The sequence below is a fragment of the Maridesulfovibrio ferrireducens genome (assembly GCF_900101105.1).
Lineage (GTDB): Bacteria > Desulfobacterota > Desulfovibrionia > Desulfovibrionales > Desulfovibrionaceae > Maridesulfovibrio > Maridesulfovibrio ferrireducens.
In genome coordinates this window covers 615,987-632,665 of record NZ_FNGA01000001.1, presented here as the reverse complement: position 1 = coordinate 632,665, position 16,679 = coordinate 615,987, and the positions used below count along the sequence as shown (strand labels likewise).

Genomic DNA, 16,679 nt, shown 5'->3' with positions numbered 1-16,679 from the left:
TCTCAGCCACCAGCTTTAATTCAAATAGCCCCATCAGCATCGTTTTGGTCTCTGCCGGTATCTTTAATTCTAATATTACGATCTTTGAATTGTTTTATTGCTCTTCCGCCGGACAATTCAAGTTTCTTCAAATATTCAAGCTTATACCGCACAGCTTGCGGGTTAGGATAAGTCTGAACAATACCTTTCAGTAATTCTACTGCTTTTTTGTAATCATGTTTTTGTTCATAAATATCAGCGAGCATAAAAGTTGCTTTTGCATGAATATTTTCTGGAACATCTTCCATCTGTATTATTTCATTAAGCTCTGACTCAGCTCTTTCCCACGCTTGAATCAGTGTCAGAGTATGCGCCATTTCATACAGAGCTTTCGCCTTTATTTTCGGATCAGCAGTACTATCGGCAAGATCATTATAGGTATAAATTGCTAAATCATAATTTCTTAAATCACGAAAAGTTTTAGCTAATAATGTTCTTGTTGAATCAAGCTGCTCAGACGATTGATCTGGAAATTCTAAACTTTTTTCAAGAGCTTCAACGGCTAATTTATATTGACCGTTTCTTATGTACATCTCCGCGAGCTTACCCTTTAAATCAGCCGCAAGATCGTTCTTGTGACCAAATTCAAGATACATAGCTTCCAGTAAAGAAGCACCTCTTTCACTGTCATGACGTACTTCTGAATCTATTTTTACGAGATAATTCCACGCTTCAAGCCTGTATTTACCTTGTGGATTATCTTGAAGATACCTTTCAAAGCCTTTTTCAGAATCAACATAAAACCCGCTGATAAAATTTTTACGCGCTTTTTCAATTACCTTAAAATTATCATCAGCGGGTTTTTCGCACCCCTGAACCATAAGGAACAGGGATACGAAAATTAATATAAACCATTGTCTCATGATTCGGTTTCTTCCTCATCAACAAGAGCTTCAACGCCGTCATCCATTACAAGATCAAATCCGACTGCATGATTATTCTCATCCATTCTAACAAGTCTTACGCCCTGAGTTGCCCTTCCTACAAGACTTACGTCTTTAACTCCGAGGCGAATAATTTTATTAGCAGAAGTAAGAATAACGACTTCATCGTCAGGTGAAACCATAATGGAACCAAGAACCTTACCGGTCTTGGTTGTAACGCGCATACTGATTATACCTTTACCGCCTCTGGTCTGGAGACGATGCTGCTCAATATTTGTGCGCTTACCGTAACCGCCCTCAGAGATTGTGAGGAGCTGGGTACGTTCTTCATCACCGGTGACAACACCTGAAACGACTTCATCTTTAGGACGAAGGGCAATACCCTTCACACCGCTGGCAACTCTACCCATTGCACGGGCATCCTGACAGCTGAACCTAATAGAAGTACCGTTCTTGGTAACAAGAATTGCTTCGGAATCAGCATAAACTTCTTTTACCGTGATCAGCTGATCGTCTTCCCTCATGCTTACGGCCCGGATTCCGGACTGTCTGCAATTACGGTAAAGAGCAATGCTGGAACGTTTTACCATTCCCTTCTTAGTCACGAACAGGAAGAAGCGGTCTTCTTCAAACTCGCGCATAGTAAGAGCTGTTGCTATCGCTTCATCTTTTTCCAACGGAAGCAGATTGGCAATATGTGCGCCTCTGGCTATACGGCTGGATTCGGGAACCTGATGTACTTTAATTTTGAACATCTTCCCTTTCGTAGTGAACAGCACCAGGAATTGGTGATTCGAAGTTGTCAGGAAAGTATGGATAAAGTCTCCATCCTTTGTCTGAACTCCTGCAATACCTTTTCCGCCTCTCTTCTGCTGCTGATAATTGGAAAGAGGAGTACGTTTGATATAGCCGCGTCTTGAAAGAGTGATAACTGCGTCATCATCAGGAATCAGATCTTCGATATCAATATCATCAGGATTCTGATCCATAAGCACGGTTTTGCGATCTGTTGAATATGAAGCTCTTATATCAGTAAGCTCTTCCCTTATTACAGATTTCAAAACGTCTTCATTTTCCAAGATGCTTTTGAAGTATTCAATCTTTTTAAGAATCTCAGCATATTCTTCAAGAATTTTTTCATGCTCAAGGTTGGTCAGTCTCTGCAATCTCATATCAAGAATTGCCTGAGCCTGAACTCTTGAAAACTCAAAGCGATCGATAAGTCCGATTCTGGCTTCATCGCCATTGCTTGATGCTCTGATGATTTTTACAACTTCATCAATATTATCAAGGGCAATTTTTAAACCTTCGAGTATATGGGCACGCTTTTCACACTTATCAAGGTCAAACCTTGTACGCCTGATAATAACTTCCCGGCGATGTTCAAGGAAGAAACTAAGAATATTCTTAAGGTTCATCAACATTGGTCTGTTACCGGAAACAGCCATCATGTTGATACCGAAACTGGTTTCAAGCTGAGTGAATTTGTAAAGTGAATTGATAATGATATCAGCTATTGAACCTCTTTTAAGGTCAATAACAATACGGATACCTTTACGGTCTGATTCATCGCGAAGATCAGAAACACCTTCAATTCTACCTTCTCCGATGAGAAGTGCTATTTTTTCAACAAGTGTTGATTTATTAAGAGCATATGGAATTTCAGTTATAACGATACTTTGACGACCGTTTTTAAGCTCTTCAACTCCTAACACACCCCTGATCTTAATACTTCCGCGACCTGTTTTATAAGCTTCTTCAAGCCCTTTACCACCGAAACACAATCCCGATGTAGGAAAATCAGGCCCTTTGATAAATCTCATAAGATCATCAATAGAACATTCAGGAGCATCCAGAAGATGCAAAGTTCCGTCTAATAATTCACCTAAATTATGAGGCGGAATATTTGTCGCCATACCGACTGCGATACCGGTTGTTCCGTTCAGCAGAAGGTTAGGAACTTTAGTAGGTAGAACAGTCGGTTCCTGCAGAGAGTTGTCATAGTTGTCTCGGAAATCGACTGTATTTTTTTCAAGGTCAGCTAAAAACTCAGAACTGAGCTTTGACATTCTTGATTCAGTATAACGCATTGCTGCCGCAGCGTCGCCGTCAATGGAACCGAAGTTCCCCTGACCGTCAACAAGCGGATCGCGCATGGAAAATCCCTGCGCCATACGTACAAGAGCATCGTAAACGGCAGAATCACCATGCGGGTGATATTTACCGATTACGTCACCGACGATACGAGCCGATTTCTTGTATGCTCTGTTATAACTGTTTCCCAGTTCGTGCATAGCGTAAAGAATACGCCTGTGAACCGGCTTTAGACCATCTCTTACGTCAGGGATAGCTCGCCCTATGATGACGCTTAGAGAATACTCTAAGTACGATTTTTTAAGTTCTTCTTCGATAGTAATCTGATCCACTATTTTCCTCCGATTGGAAACGGAAATTGCCGGAATTAAATATCAAGCTCTTGAACTGCAAGAGCGTTTCTTTCAATAAATTCTCTGCGCGGCTCAACGTTATCTCCCATCAGATCCATGAAGATTTCATTGGCACCTACAGCATCTTCGATAGTTACCTGCAACATAGACCTTTTATCAGGGTCCATTGTGGTTTCCCACAGCTGCTCAGGATTCATTTCACCTAGACCTTTATAGCGCTGGAGATTGATTCCTTTGTATGCTTCTTCAAGAACTGCATCGAGAAGGTTGAATATTCCGGTGACAGGTATAGTCGTCTCACCGCGTTCAATAACAAAATCGTTTCCGGCACATTCTTCTACAATGTTCCTGTTCTTTTCAAAAGAATGTCTGAAAAGTTTGGAATTGAAGAATTCAACGGCGAGTCTTGTGCGGTTTCCGTTTTCATTTTCAAAAGTAACATAAACCCGTTCTTCCCCATCATCATCTTCACGTTCGATAAAAACTTTAAACCCGGATTTAAGCATTTTACTGATAAATTCTTCAGGATCACTTTCAGCAAAATCAGCAGGAGTTATTTGACCTTCATAGCTGATTAAAGCAGCAAAAAGTTTATCAGAAATACCCATATTTATAGCATCAAAAACTTTATTTTTAATAAAACGGATATCCTCAAGCAGAGTGGCAAGTCTTTCACCTGTGTATTCTTTGTCGTTACTACTTTTGATAATTATATCTTTTGCAACTCTTTGAATAAGCAGAGTATAAAGCTCTATATCGTCTTTAATGAATTTTTCGAATTTACCTTTTGCAATTCTATAAAGAGGAGGCTGAGCAATATACAAATGCCCTCTCTGGATGAGTTCTTCATACTGTCTGAAAAAGAAAGTAAGTAGAAGTGTCCGGATATGCGAGCCGTCAACATCAGCATCAGTCATGATTACAACTTTGTGATATCTGAGCTTGTTAAAATCTTTTTCGCCTTCTTCCTGTCCTATGCCGATACCCATAGCAGTGATAAGAGCACGGATTTCTTTATTACCGAGCATTTTATCAAAGCGGGTTTTTTCAACATTCAGAATTTTACCTCTGAGCGGAAGAATTGCCTGATGTTTAGGATTACGTCCCTGCTTAGCTGAACCACCAGCAGAGTCCCCTTCAACTATGAATAATTCACATTCTGAAGGATCTTTACTCTGGCAATCAGCAAGCTTACCGGGAAGCGAATGGTCAGACAAAGCGCCTTTTCTGCGGACAAGTTCACGAGCCTTTCTGGCCGCATCTCTTGCTCTTGCAGCATCAACAACTTTTTCGACAATTGACTTCGCATCTTTCGGATTTTCCTGAAAATAAGATGAAAGTTTGTCGTAAACCATAGTTGCAACAATACCCATCATTTCAGAGTTACCAAGTTTGGTCTTGGTCTGCCCTTCAAACTGAGGATCACAAAGTTTAACACTGAGTACAGCAGTCAAACCTTCACGAACATCTTCACCGGAAAGCTTTTGTTTAAGCTTTTTAGGCAAATCAGAGTTCTGAATGTAAGTGTTGATTGCTCTTGTCAGCGCGGTTTTAAAACCGGCCAGATGAGTTCCGCCTTCAACTGTGCGAATATTGTTGGCAAAAGTGTGAGTGTTTTCTTTGTAGGCTGTATTGTACTGCAATGCCAGTTCGGTAACGACGTTATCCACTTCAGTGTAAGCATATACAACTTCACTTACAGCTGTCTGACTTTTATTAAGATCTTTAATAAACTCAACAATACCGCCTTCAGCTTTAAAACTTGCTTTTTCATTGGTTCTTTCATCGAGGAACTCGATTTCAAGACCTTTGTTTAGATAAGCAAGCTCCTGAAAACGTTTTTTTAAGGTATTGAAATCATACTGATTAGTTTCAAATATCTGTTCATCAGGTCTGAAACGGATCGTTGTTCCGGTTGTAACAGCATCACCGATGCATTCAACTTGGCCTGTCGGAACTCCTCTCACATACGACTGACGATACATTTTACCGTCTCTCCTGACCGTAGCCTCAAGATGTTCGGAAAGAGCGTTTACACATGACACTCCGACCCCGTGAAGGCCACCTGAAACTTTATAAGCATCGTTGTCGAACTTACCACCCGCATGAAGAAGAGTCATAACGATCTCAAGAGCGGGTTTTTTTTCTTTCGGATGCATATCAACAGGAATACCGCGGCCGTCATCTGAAACGGTTACACTGTTATCCATGTGCAGTTTAACTTTAATCTTTGAGCAATAACCACCCATGGCTTCATCGATAGAGTTGTCCACCACTTCGTATACAAGGTGATGAAGACCCCTTGTATCGGTTGAACCGATATACATAGCAGGTCTTTTTCTTACAGCTGCCAATCCCTCAAGGACGGTAATCGAATCGGCTGTATACTGATCTTTGTTTTGAGCCATTAAACATCTTCCTCGCTGTAGTAAGTCTCTTCCTGAACCTTCATCGGCATAACAATTACGAGGTACTCATTGTCCTCATCTCCGGTTAAACCGCAAGGAGCTTCAGATCCTGTCAGAGTAAAGCTGATTTTTCCAGATTGAAAATGACCGAGGATCTCAATCAGATTCTTTGTAGGAAATGCAATACGTTCCATTTCACCGCTAAACTCAACTTCTATGGATTCTGTTGCTGTTCCGACTTCCTGCCCCTGACTGAAAAGAATAAGTTCACCGGGGTTGAACATGAAAGACGCACAACGATTTGAATCGGTATTAAAAATGGAAATACGGTCAAGAGCGTTTGAAAGCTCTGATTTTGCCACTTTCATACAAGAAACATCATCGTCATTAAGCTTTGCCAGAAAATTCTTGTAATTTGGATACTGATAATAACTCAGAGGCATGCTGAAAGTTTCTTTTCCATCAGCAGTCTTAAAAAATAATCTCTTTTCAATAAGGCTCATTTCAATTTCATCATCAGTGAGCCATTTTTTAAGTTCAGAAAGATATTTTTTCTGAATAAGAATGCCTTCTTCAGGAAGAAGAGCATGAATATCATCATTGAAAAATTTAAGTCTTGCGAATTGATGTCCGTTAAGACCGCATGCTTCAACATAGTTTCCGTTTTCATCAGAAGAAGGAACGATGTTCATACAAGCAATTGCTTCCATGCTGTCTTCGTCGCTTATGCAGAATGCAATGCGTTCGATGATTTCAAGAAGAAAGTCACCTGACCAGTACACAGCTCCTTCAGCAGGAAAAGTGGAAAATTTCTGAAACCATGTTGGATCATTTACTGGAAGTTTGTATTTCCTTGATCCCTGCTCTACCAGAATACTTGATCCGTCAGGATCACTTTTGATTACCAGTTCCCCTGAAGGAAGTTTTCTTACCAGATCATAAAAAGCACGTCCCTGAACTCCGGCAAGACCTTCTTCGATGATCTCAGCAGGATAAGTTCCGCAAAATTCAAGATTGGAATCTGTGGACATAATCCTCAAATTTCCTTCTTCACTTTTCAGCCAGATTGTCCGCAAATATGCAGCTCCGGTTTTTGCGGGAATGATGCTGGCAGACTTCTGCAATCCTTCGATGACTTCGTCCCTATTCACCTTTAAATACATATGTATTCTCCTTGTAGATTTAGTAAGGTCGGTTCTTATGTTTCTTATTGAGTTAAATACTTAAAAACATTTACTTTTTTTTATACATTCAATGTCATTCATTGTGAACATATAGACACTGTTTATGAACTTGTTCAGTTTGAAACACGTAATAGACACGTATTCTTCAAATCTATCAACACCCTTTTCAAAACCTTATCATCCTTTTGTAATAACTGTATTTTTTTAACAGAATATAGGACTGTACTGTGGTCTTTACCTCCAAATATCCTTCCGAGTGCAGGGTAAGATATTCCTAAAAGATCCCTGCAAACATACATGGCAATCTGCCTTGCGTGTGCAGTCATCTTATGCCGTTTGTTACCGGTAAGGTCAGATGGTTTGAGATTAAAATGTGTTGCAACAGACTTGATCACATACTCGGGAGTGAGAGTCTCATCTGTTTTTTCTTCAGTGTTGTTCAAAATGTTTTCAAAATCTTTTTCATCCATGTTCTTGCGGACAAGTTCTCTGAATGCTGAAAGTTTTATTATTATCCCCTGAAGATATCTGAAATCCTGAAATCTCTGTGAAAGTGTCAGGATTTGGTCTTTGGTAAGCGGAAGCTTCTTAAGTTTGCACTGCTTTTGAATGTAAATAGCCCTTATTTCGAGATCAGGGCGTTTCAGATTCACAATAAGTCCCCACTCCAATCTTGACTTCAGATTCTGATCAAGAAAGCTGTAGGAGGCTAATTTATCGGTGCAGCAGAAAACCATCTGTTTTCCATTTTCATAGAAATTATTAAAAATAGAAATTAACTCCTGTTGGAGTTTTTCGTATTTCTGGATTTGTTTAAGATCATCGAGAAAGAAATATTCAAAATCGAAAAAGTAGTTTCTGGCGCGAATCATATCTCCGCCAAAGCGGACGGAATAAATATTTTGAATATCGTCTATATTTCCGAGAAATATTTTATCAGACTCAACTTTTTTGCTGATCTCGTTTGCAATAGACTTAAGTAAGTGGGATTTACCTGAACCGCTTTTACCGCAGATAACAAAGGGATTAAATGCAACACTGTCGACGTGTGTTACTTCTTTTGCGGAAGCCAGAGGAAAATAGTTACTCTTGCTGATTAGAAAATTTTCAAAAGTAAATTTATGGCCGAAAGGAAAATCAATTTTTTTAGTGTCGGTAATTTGCCCGGCTGTATGAGTTCTTGAAGCGCTGCTGTTTAGGTATGAAACGGAAAATCCGCCTCCGAGGAATAGACCTAACTGCTCTTCAAATCTGTCTTGGATGCTGGATCTGAACCATTGAGCGAAAAAAGCATGTGGAAAAGTTACAACTACATCTCCGGTGTCGTCGGAAATATCGAGATTAATAGGGTCAAACCAGCGTTTTAAGTCTGAATCGGAGCATGTATTCAGAAGGTGATTTCTAAGTGCATTCTTCAAGTGATTTATTTTTTTATACCAATGATGTAAGTTGTTGAAATTAAAGAGGAAAAAATTAGTTTATTTTTCCCTTAAAAAGCATTGTTTCTTATACATTAAAAGAAAGCTTTAGCCAAGACGGATATGCCCTTAAAAACGTTTTAAAAAACTACTGACAGGATAAATTCCATTTTAAAAATAAAATTGCATTCAAGGGGCTTTTAAGCCACAATATCTGTTCTTCTAAAACTTAATCAAAATGGAGTCTTTTCAATGGCGAAGACCTTTGAAGTCAACAAGACTATAAAAGAAATAAACGAGCGCATCAAAAATGGTAAGGCTGTAGTTGTCAACGCTGAGGAAATGGTCGAAATCGTCCGTTCCAAAGGTAAAGTTGAAGCAGCTAAAGAAATCGATGTTGTAACAACAGGAACTTTTTCACCGATGTGCTCTTCAGGTATGCTGTTCAATATTGGACAGGAACCGCCTACAATGAAGACTTCACAGGTCTGGCTGAATAACGTTCCATGTTATGCTGGAATTGCAGCTGCGGACGCTTATATCGGAGCTACAGAGCCTGCTGAGGATGACCCGCTTAACAAAGTATACCCCGGAAGATTTGCTTACGGTGGCGGTCATGTAATCGAAGATTTGATTGCAGGTAAGACTGTTCGTCTTAAAGCCAAAGCTTACGGAACAGATTGTTATCCGCGCAAAGAGATTGAAAAAGATATCACGCTGAAAGATTTACCAAATGCGGTTATGTTAAACCCACGTAATTGTTATCAAAATTACAATTGTGCAGTTAATATGACCAGTCGTACAATTTACACATATATGGGGCCGCTCAAAGCCAATCAGCGTAATGCTAATTTCGCTACAGCCGGACAGCTTTCACCGCTTTTCAATGATCCGTATTTGAAGACTATCGGTCTTGGAACACGCATCTTTTTAGCTGGTTCTAAAGGGTATGTTATCGGTGCCGGAACTCAGCATGTTAAGAACCCAGCCCGTAATGAAAGAGGTATACCTCTCGGCGGATCCGGAACTCTTATGATCAAAGGTGATTTAGAAGGAATGGATCCACGTTATTTCCGCGGTTTGAGCTTCCAAGGTTACGGTTGTACAGCTTCAGTAGGTATCGGTATTCCTATTCCGATTCTTAATGAAGAAATGGCCTGGTATACCGGCGTAAGTGATGCTGATATTCAGATGCCTGTGAAAGATTACGGCTATGATTATCCTAATGGAATTGGACGTGCTCTTGCTCACGTAACTTTTGAAGAACTTAAATCAGGTGAAATAACAGTTAACGGGAAAGTTATTCCGACTGTGCCGTTAACAAGTCATGTCATTTCTCTTGAAATTGCAGATAAGCTTAAATCATGGATTCAGAAGGGTGATTTCCTTTTGACTGAGCCAGTTGAAGAGATTGAATCCACTTAGATTTTCAGATTGTTTTTATTTGTAATTGAGTTTGTTGTTTTTAATAAAAGTTCCGTAGAAATTAATTTTTCTACGGAACTTTTTGTCTTGCGAAATTAGATAATTGCGTTCATTCTTCCCGCTTGTTTTAAAACTCAAACCTAAGTTAAAATAAATGCAGTCTAAAAATATAAAAGCTGATGTACTCTTACTGATTACAGCAATGATCTGGGGAACAGCATTTGTGGCGCAAAGAGTAGGGATGGACTATGTCGGTCCGCTTACTTTTAATGCTGTTCGCTTTGCTCTCGGCGCCATTGCGCTTCTTCCGCTTGTCTACAGGATGGACAGGGAAAAAAAGAAAGACGGAACTTACAAAAAGCTGGATATGAATCAGTTTTTCAAGGGAAGTTTGATTACCGGAGTGGTCTTATTTTTGGGAGCTTCTTTGCAACAGTGGGGTATTGTTTACACCACTGCCGGAAATGCCGGATTTATTACAGGCCTATATGTCGTAATCGTTCCTATAATGGGGCTTTTCTTTAAGCAGAAAACAGGATTGCCGACATGGGTGGGTGCTTTACTGGCGGTAGTCGGAATGTATCTGCTGAGTGTTAACGAAGGATTTAATATATCTTTCGGTGACTTATTAGTACTGATCAGTGCTTTTTTCTGGGCCGCTCACGTAATTGTAATTTCACTTTTTTCATCAAAAATAGAACCGATTAAGTTTGCAATCGGCCAGTTTGTAGCTTGTTCAATATTAAGTTTTATAGGCGCGTTTATTTTAGAAGATGTTTCATTAAGCGGTATTTTTGACGGAGCTATTCCTATTCTATACGGCGGGTTAATGTCTGTAGGTGTCGCGTATACCTTGCAGGTAATAGCTTTGCAGGATGCGAAGCCTGCACACGCTGCAATCATATTGAGTTTAGAATCCGTTTTCGGGGCAATAGGCGGATGTCTGCTCTTAGGCGAGGTGCTCACAACGCAAGGACTCTTCGGTTGCGGGCTTATGCTTTGCGGCATGTTGATATCGCAGGTTAAGTCGCATTAATCCCAATATTTTTTCAAAAGAAATTTATATGATCTGATCCCGTGGATCATTTCTGCAAGTTTTGTGGGTAGCGATTTAAACGCTATTTTAAACGAAATGTGTTTGAGCAGTCTTTGAGAATAGAAGAGCGTCCAGCGTAATCTGTTTGAATAGATAATTTCAGGGAAAATATATTTTTGTAGTCGTGGAATATAGAACTGAGCTGGATTTTTATTTTCTGAAATGCCTTTGGCGATAGCTTCCGCAGCGTATCTTCCTGTCTGTAATGCGTAGAATATTCCTTCTCCGAAAAGAGGCTCTACCAGTCCCGCCGCATCACCTGCCAGTATGGTTCTGCCATAACAGGGATCTTTGATGTAATTTCCGTACGGAAGTGGAAAGCCGTGTAAAGGAATGGACTCAGGATTTTCGACTCCCTGAGTTTTAAGAAAATTCATGAAAGTCGCTTTAAAATTTGTTGTACAGCGATTCAAACTGCCGATACCTACCACAACCTTGTCTTTTGCCGGAAAAACCCAGATGTACCCAGCTTTAAGACATCCTATGTATAGTTCAGGCCATTTTACTTCTCTGGGATAATCTTTGGCATCGAAAGTGATTTCGATGGTGGAAGCCATGTTCTCTTTCCACGCTTTTTTGTCATAAGGAACAAATTTTCTGATTGTGGAATTAACTCCGTCAGTTCCCAGAAGATATTTACCTTTAAAAATTTTGTTACTTTTAGTTTTTATTTCAGCATCTTGATAATTACAGTGAACTATTTCTTCCGAGGTGAAAATCTGCGCTCCGGCATTTGCAGCTTTTTTAAGAAGAAAGTAATCAAAGATTTCTCTGTTTACGAAACGGAAAGGAACCGGTGATGTTCCGTCCTGTATTTTATGCTCGCGGTAATAAACGGAATATTCGGCTGCTTCGTAGTCGATAAGTCCATTATCAATTATATTTTTTTCGTCACAACCATATATTTTTTCCAGAGTTTTCATGGTCTTGTCGGTAATAAGTCCACCACAAAGCTTTTTTCTGGGGAATTTTGCCTTGTCGATAATAGCTACTTTAAAACCTTTTTCAGCGAGGATATATGCGGCTGATGAGCCTGCCGGGCCTCCCCCTGCAATAATGACATCAAATTTACCTGACACAAGAACTCCTGATAAAATCAGTTATTAATTCGTAAAATCTTCTAACAAGATTTGCATTCATAACCTTTAGAAACCTGCTTTCGCAAGCAACACCTTGGAAATTTTTAAACTATGAAAAAAATTGAAGGAATAATTTTTGATTTTGATGGAACTCTCGCAGAATTAACCATTGATTTCAATGAAATGAAAAAGAGATTAAAGGCTATTGGTAAAGCTTTTTTGGACCCTTTACCTGAAACCGATAATCTTCCGGCACTTGAGTGGGTTGATCATATTGCAGCCTGTCTTGCAACAGATGATCCTGATCTCGGGAAAGAATTTCACACAAGATGCAGGTTTTTAATAATTTCAATGGAAATTGAAGCGGCAAAACATGGAAAACTGTTTCCGTTCACTTATCCGATTTTATGCGGATTGCAGCAAAGCGGCATAAAAACCGGAATCATTACACGTAACACCTCGGTTGCGGTAAAAACAATACTTCCGGATGTTGAAAAACTGTGCGGTTGTTTTTTATCCAGAGATGATGTGGACAATGTGAAGCCTCATCCAGAGCATATTTTAAAAGCTCTTGGTGTCATAAATTTATGTCCTGAAAATGCGTTGATGGTAGGTGATCACTTGATTGATATTGAAACGGGAAAAAGAGCGGGAACACTGACAGCAGCTGTGGCAACAGGCAGAATGTCATTCGAAGATTTGAAAAAAGTAAAGCCGGATTTTATGGCAAAAGATTGTCAAGAATTGATGGGTATTTTGAAAGAATCGGGCAGGTTTTAGGCTGGATTGCTAAAATTTTTCGTAGGAGAGTAAAAGGGGACTATTTTTGAAAATAGTCCCCTTTTTATATGCTGAAAGCTAATAAAACTTATTTTTTATAAATAGCGCCTGTAGACGCTGAAGTTACGTTTTCGCTGTATCTTTTCAGGAATGCGGAAGGCATTTCTTTCTGGATAGGTTTAAATGTTTTCATTCTGTCAGCAATTTCTTCATCAGTTAGAACTACGTTTATTGAACGGCCGGGAATATCGATTTCTATTTTATCTCCGGTCTGAACAATACCGATGGTTCCGCCTGATGCTGCTTCCGGTGAAACGTGTCCGATTGCTGCGCCGCGTGTTCCGCCGCTGAAGCGACCGTCTGTTATGAGTGCTACGTCTGCGCCAAGGCCCATGCCTGATATGGCGGATGTTGGTGTCAGCATTTCGCGCATACCCGGTCCGCCTTTTGGTCCTTCATAAAGGATGACAATTGCATCGCCTTTGACAATTTTACCGCCCAGAATAGCTTCAACAGCGTCTTCTTCCGAGTTGTAAACTTTGGCATTGCTGGTTGTTTTCATCATTTCAGGAGCAACCGCAGACTGTTTAACAACACATCCTTCCTTGGCGATGTTACCGAACAGAATCGCGATTCCGCCTTCGTTGCTGTAGGGATTATCAATAGGGCGGACGATTTCGTGGTCTTTAACGCATGCGTTAAGTTCTTTGATATTTTCGCCGATGGTCTTGCCTGTGACTGTCATGGCATCCAGTTCGATGCGTCCTGATTTTGCCAGCTCGGCAAGCACAGCCTGAATTCCGCCTGCATCGTGCAGATCCTGAATATGATGAGGTCCGGCCGGTGAAAGTTTGCACAGGTTAGGTGTGCTGCGGCTGATTTTGTCAAATATAGTCAGGTCAAGCTTAAGACCTGCTTCATCAAATATTGCGGGGAGATGCAACACGGTGTTAGTTGAACAGCCGAGTGCCATATCCATTGTAACCGCATTTGTGAGACTTTTTTCAGTAACGATATCGCGTGGTTTAATATCTTTTTCCAGCAGATCCATTACTCGTGTGCCTGCTCTTTTTGCGAGGCGGATACGGTCAGCCATTACAGCCGGTATGGTTCCGTTACCGGGCAATGCAAGCCCGATTGTTTCGGATAGACAGTTCATTGAGTTTGCTGTGAACATTCCAGAACATGACCCGCAAGTAGGGCAGGCGCTTTGTTCAAGATCAGAAAGTTCATTTTCAGTCATGCTGCCGGTTTTAACCTGACCGACTCCTTCGAAAACAGTAATCAGGTCGACTTTTTTGCCGTCCTTTTTACCTGCCAGCATGGCCCCGCCACTGACAATAACTGTAGGAATATTGAGTCTTAGAGCTGCCATGAGCATTCCCGGTACGATTTTATCGCAGTTGGGAACCAGAACCAGAGCATCAAATGGATGAGCGGTGGCCATGATTTCAATGGAGTCAGCAATAATTTCTCTGCTCGGCAGGGAATAGCGCATTCCGGCATGGTTCATTGCCAGTCCGTCACAGACTCCGATGGCGGGAAATTCCATGGGAACACCACCGGCAAGTCGGACACCGTCTTTAACGGCTCTGACGATTGTATGTAGATGAATGTGACCGGGAATAATTTCGTTGGCTGAGTTGCATATACCGATAAGAGGTCTGCTCATTTCATCTTTAGAAAGACCCAGTGCATATAATAAGGAACGGTGAGGGGCTTTTTCCAGCCCGCCTGTCATTTTTTTACTTCTCATAAAGTCCTCTATCAAATTATTAAAATTAGCCGCGTACAGCGACAAAACTGCTCAGCATTCCGATCAGAGTGACAGCTCCGATGAGAGCTCCGCATTGTTCAGGCGGCAGAAATGTCAGTTTCATAAACAGCGGCGGAAAATTTAAGGCGTCCTCGAAAAATCTTTGCGCACCGTAGAGTGTTCCGAGTGCTATGGAACTTCCCAATAACCCGAGCAGTGCTCCTCCGGTAAGAAGGGGCAGACGGATAAACCATTGTTTTGCGCCTACTAAAGAAAGAATTTCTATCTCGTCTTTACGAGTCATGAGTGAGAGGCGGATGGTGTTACCGACTACAAGTGCAACGACTAGTCCCAGAAATCCGATTATGGGCCATATTACGGATTGTGTAAGGTTGATCCAACCTCTGGCTAAATCGATCTGCAAAGGATTGTAATGAACCTTATCAACAAAAGGAAGAGCTTTAAGCTGGTTGAGAAGATCGGTTGCCCACATTTCATTTTCAACCCCCGGCTCAACTGAAAAAGCCAGCAGTGCGGTTGGTTGAAGTGGATTATTACCTTCTTTCATCCATGAAAAGTCATCGGTTCCGCTTAGGGCTTCGGAAAGCTGTTTCAATGCTTCGTCAGGTGTAAATGTTCTAATTTCTTTTAATCCCTCAAGTTTTGAGAGATTTTCCCATTGCTTGCTGTATTCGTCAGAAGAAGTTTCAGCCTGCCAGAAAAGCTGGATTTGAACTTGTCCTCTGCTTTTCAGTAATTCCTGATTTACGTTATGCAGGGTGACCATAAAAAGTCCTGCAAGCAGAGAAACCATTGTGACTGCGATAAGCGTAAAAAGGTTTGCCCAGGGATGAAGTCCTAAGTCCCGTATCCCTCTGCCTATCAGTCTGAAAAGAAGAAAAATCATAGGTTTAACTCCGAAAGGATATAATCCGGAGGCTCACATATCTGCCCGTCTTCAAGGTGAATAATTTTTGCATCCGGCACTGTGCGGAGTATTTCACGGCTGTGAGTGGCCATTATTATGGTTGTTCCGTGGGTGTGAAATTGCTTGAACACATCCATCAGGTGCATGGAAAGTTCAAAATCTAGATTGCCTGTGGGTTCATCTGCAAGGATCAGTTTGGGATTAACTACCATTGATCTTGCTATTGCCACACGTTGCTGTTCACCGCCGGAAAGTTTGTGGCAATTGGAATAGGTTTTACTTTCGAGACCCAGAGCGCGTATGATAGCCCTTACTCTTTTATCAATTATGGATTTGGGCATACTTCTGACTGTAAGCGCCAGAGCCACATTTTCATAAACTGAGCGGTTCGGTAAAATTTTAAAATCCTGAAAAACCACTCCGAGTTCACGCCTCAGATTTGGAATATGTTTACGTTTTATATTATGAAGGTCATATCCTGCTACGCTTGCCTGTCCTCTTGTTACCGGCAGAGCTCCATAAAGCAGACGCATAAGTGTAGTCTTGCCTGCCCCGGAATGTCCGGTGAGGAATATGAATTCTCCCTTATCAACATGCAGAGAGATATCTTTGAGTGCCCAGTTTGAGCCGAAGCTGTACGACAGGCGATTAAGTCGGATCATATTAAATAGTGCCTTGTTGTTGAAAGGCTAGAATTTTACGTTTAAGTTCTGTCCTTCAGAAGTTGTGCATGATCCTGTTCCGCCGGATTCAAATCCTTTGACTAAATCATTTACTTTAAAGTTGCATTTCATGCTTTTACCGTCGTTACTGAACATAGTGACAGATTTAAGATCACTTTGTATTTTACCTTTGTATACTGCTCCGTCCGGAAGTTCTGAAACGATGGAGTATGTGGCGTGTGATTTCAAGGTGGGGTTTCTGGTTGCAGACATTTTAGCTGATCCCAGATCGCTGTCTCCGATTGTAACGTCACCATTCATGGGAACGGCCGCACATGCGGCAAGGGTCATAAGCAATGTAATCAAAAATATTATTCTGTAGGTCATTTTAGCTCCTGATTTGAGATCTTAGCAGGGGTGAACCTGATTTGCAAAAAGGTTTGTTTCGGTTAATGGTTATAAAGTTACGGTGGAAAGCAGGATATAGCCCACAGAAAGATTTACGTTCATCTTCTTTTGAATTATATTTAATAAGTCATATAAGCAAAGTATGTTCAAGATTTCTAACCCAAA

At 40.8% G+C, this 16,679-nt stretch carries 13 protein-coding genes; 3 read left to right on the top strand and 10 right to left on the bottom strand.

The features are described 5' to 3' along the window. Positions 1-20: 20 nt before the first annotated feature. The 5 genes from BLT41_RS02805 to BLT41_RS02785 all read right to left on the bottom strand — a co-directional run bounded on the left by BLT41_RS02805 (position 21) and on the right by BLT41_RS02785 (position 8,380). Positions 21-902, bottom strand: coding sequence for a tetratricopeptide repeat protein (locus BLT41_RS02805; protein ID WP_139167318.1), 882 nt, complete (start codon positions 900-902; stop codon positions 21-23). Continuing rightward, positions 899-3,349, bottom strand: coding sequence for a DNA gyrase subunit A (gyrA, locus tag BLT41_RS02800; protein WP_092158040.1), 2,451 nt, complete (start codon positions 3,347-3,349; stop codon positions 899-901). The genes BLT41_RS02805 and gyrA overlap by 4 nt, the downstream gene beginning before the upstream one ends. A gap of 35 nt (positions 3,350-3,384) precedes the next feature. After that, a complete protein-coding gene (gene gyrB, locus BLT41_RS02795) occupies positions 3,385-5,778 on the bottom strand; it encodes a DNA topoisomerase (ATP-hydrolyzing) subunit B (protein WP_092158038.1) in 2,394 nt (797 codons plus the stop codon). Then, a complete protein-coding gene (gene dnaN / locus BLT41_RS02790) occupies positions 5,778-6,941 on the bottom strand; it encodes a DNA polymerase III subunit beta (RefSeq protein WP_092158036.1) in 1,164 nt (387 codons plus the stop codon). The genes gyrB and dnaN overlap by 1 nt, the downstream gene beginning before the upstream one ends. Before the next feature lie 134 nt (positions 6,942-7,075). Continuing rightward, positions 7,076-8,380 (bottom strand): DnaA ATPase domain-containing protein, encoded by a 1,305-nt coding sequence (locus BLT41_RS02785; protein ID WP_092158034.1) that lies wholly within the window; start codon positions 8,378-8,380, stop codon positions 7,076-7,078. Positions 8,381-8,632: 252 nt separating this feature from the next. Here BLT41_RS02785 and BLT41_RS02780 point away from each other — a divergent pair, with 252 nt between their 5' ends. Beyond that, positions 8,633-9,805: a homocysteine biosynthesis protein gene (locus tag BLT41_RS02780; protein WP_092158032.1), complete on the top strand. Its 1,173-nt coding sequence runs from the start codon at positions 8,633-8,635 to the stop codon at positions 9,803-9,805. 154 nt (positions 9,806-9,959) lie between these two features. Further along, the gene (locus BLT41_RS02775; RefSeq protein WP_092158030.1) at positions 9,960-10,841 is read left to right on the top strand and encodes a DMT family transporter; all 882 of its coding nucleotides are present in this window, start codon (positions 9,960-9,962) and stop codon (positions 10,839-10,841) included. On the opposite strand, the gene BLT41_RS02770 is transcribed toward BLT41_RS02775, so the two are convergent. Next, on the bottom strand, positions 10,838-11,980 hold the full coding sequence (locus BLT41_RS02770) for a geranylgeranyl reductase family protein (RefSeq protein ID WP_092158028.1): 1,143 nt from the start codon (positions 11,978-11,980) through the stop codon (positions 10,838-10,840). The genes BLT41_RS02775 and BLT41_RS02770 overlap by 4 nt on opposite strands. Before the next feature lie 111 nt (positions 11,981-12,091). Between BLT41_RS02770 and BLT41_RS02765 the strand changes: the two genes are divergently transcribed. Beyond that, positions 12,092-12,760 (top strand): HAD family hydrolase, encoded by a 669-nt coding sequence (locus BLT41_RS02765; protein WP_092158026.1) that lies wholly within the window; start codon positions 12,092-12,094, stop codon positions 12,758-12,760. An 88-nt stretch (positions 12,761-12,848) separates the two neighbouring features. Here BLT41_RS02765 and ilvD read toward each other — a convergent pair whose 3' ends face one another. Genes ilvD through BLT41_RS02745 form a run of 4 tightly spaced genes read right to left on the bottom strand, consistent with a single transcriptional unit; the run spans position 12,849 to position 16,493 of the window. Next, positions 12,849-14,516, bottom strand: a complete 1,668-nt coding sequence (gene ilvD / locus BLT41_RS02760) for a dihydroxy-acid dehydratase (protein ID WP_092158024.1) — start codon at positions 14,514-14,516, stop codon at positions 12,849-12,851. A gap of 25 nt (positions 14,517-14,541) precedes the next feature. Continuing rightward, positions 14,542-15,423, bottom strand: a complete 882-nt coding sequence (locus BLT41_RS02755) for a cell division protein FtsX (RefSeq protein WP_092158022.1) — start codon at positions 15,421-15,423, stop codon at positions 14,542-14,544. Next, positions 15,420-16,106, bottom strand: a complete 687-nt coding sequence (ftsE, locus tag BLT41_RS02750; protein ID WP_092158020.1) for a cell division ATP-binding protein FtsE — start codon at positions 16,104-16,106, stop codon at positions 15,420-15,422. Before ftsE ends, BLT41_RS02755 begins: the two co-directional genes overlap by 4 nt. A 27-nt stretch (positions 16,107-16,133) precedes the next feature. Further along, complete coding sequence (locus BLT41_RS02745; protein ID WP_092158018.1) at positions 16,134-16,493, bottom strand: hypothetical protein; 360 nt, start codon at positions 16,491-16,493, stop codon at positions 16,134-16,136. Positions 16,494-16,679 lie beyond the last annotated feature (186 nt).

Excerpts from the sequence above, each read along its gene's own strand:
- BLT41_RS02805 (WP_139167318.1), bottom strand. The coding sequence starts at position 902 with ATGAGACAATGGTTTATATTAATTTTCGTATCCCTGTTCCTTATGGTT.
- gyrB (WP_092158038.1), bottom strand. The coding sequence starts at position 5,778 with ATGGCTCAAAACAAAGATCAGTATACAGCCGATTCGATTACCGTCCTT.
- dnaN (WP_092158036.1), bottom strand. The coding sequence starts at position 6,941 with ATGTATTTAAAGGTGAATAGGGACGAAGTCATCGAAGGATTGCAGAAG.
- BLT41_RS02780 (WP_092158032.1), top strand. The coding sequence starts at position 8,633 with ATGGCGAAGACCTTTGAAGTCAACAAGACTATAAAAGAAATAAACGAG.
- BLT41_RS02775 (WP_092158030.1), top strand. The coding sequence starts at position 9,960 with ATGCAGTCTAAAAATATAAAAGCTGATGTACTCTTACTGATTACAGCA.
- BLT41_RS02765 (WP_092158026.1), top strand. The coding sequence starts at position 12,092 with ATGAAAAAAATTGAAGGAATAATTTTTGATTTTGATGGAACTCTCGCA.
- ilvD (WP_092158024.1), bottom strand. The coding sequence starts at position 14,516 with ATGAGAAGTAAAAAAATGACAGGCGGGCTGGAAAAAGCCCCTCACCGT.
- BLT41_RS02755 (WP_092158022.1), bottom strand. The coding sequence starts at position 15,423 with ATGATTTTTCTTCTTTTCAGACTGATAGGCAGAGGGATACGGGACTTA.
- ftsE (WP_092158020.1), bottom strand. The coding sequence starts at position 16,106 with ATGATCCGACTTAATCGCCTGTCGTACAGCTTCGGCTCAAACTGGGCA.
- BLT41_RS02745 (WP_092158018.1), bottom strand. The coding sequence starts at position 16,493 with ATGACCTACAGAATAATATTTTTGATTACATTGCTTATGACCCTTGCC.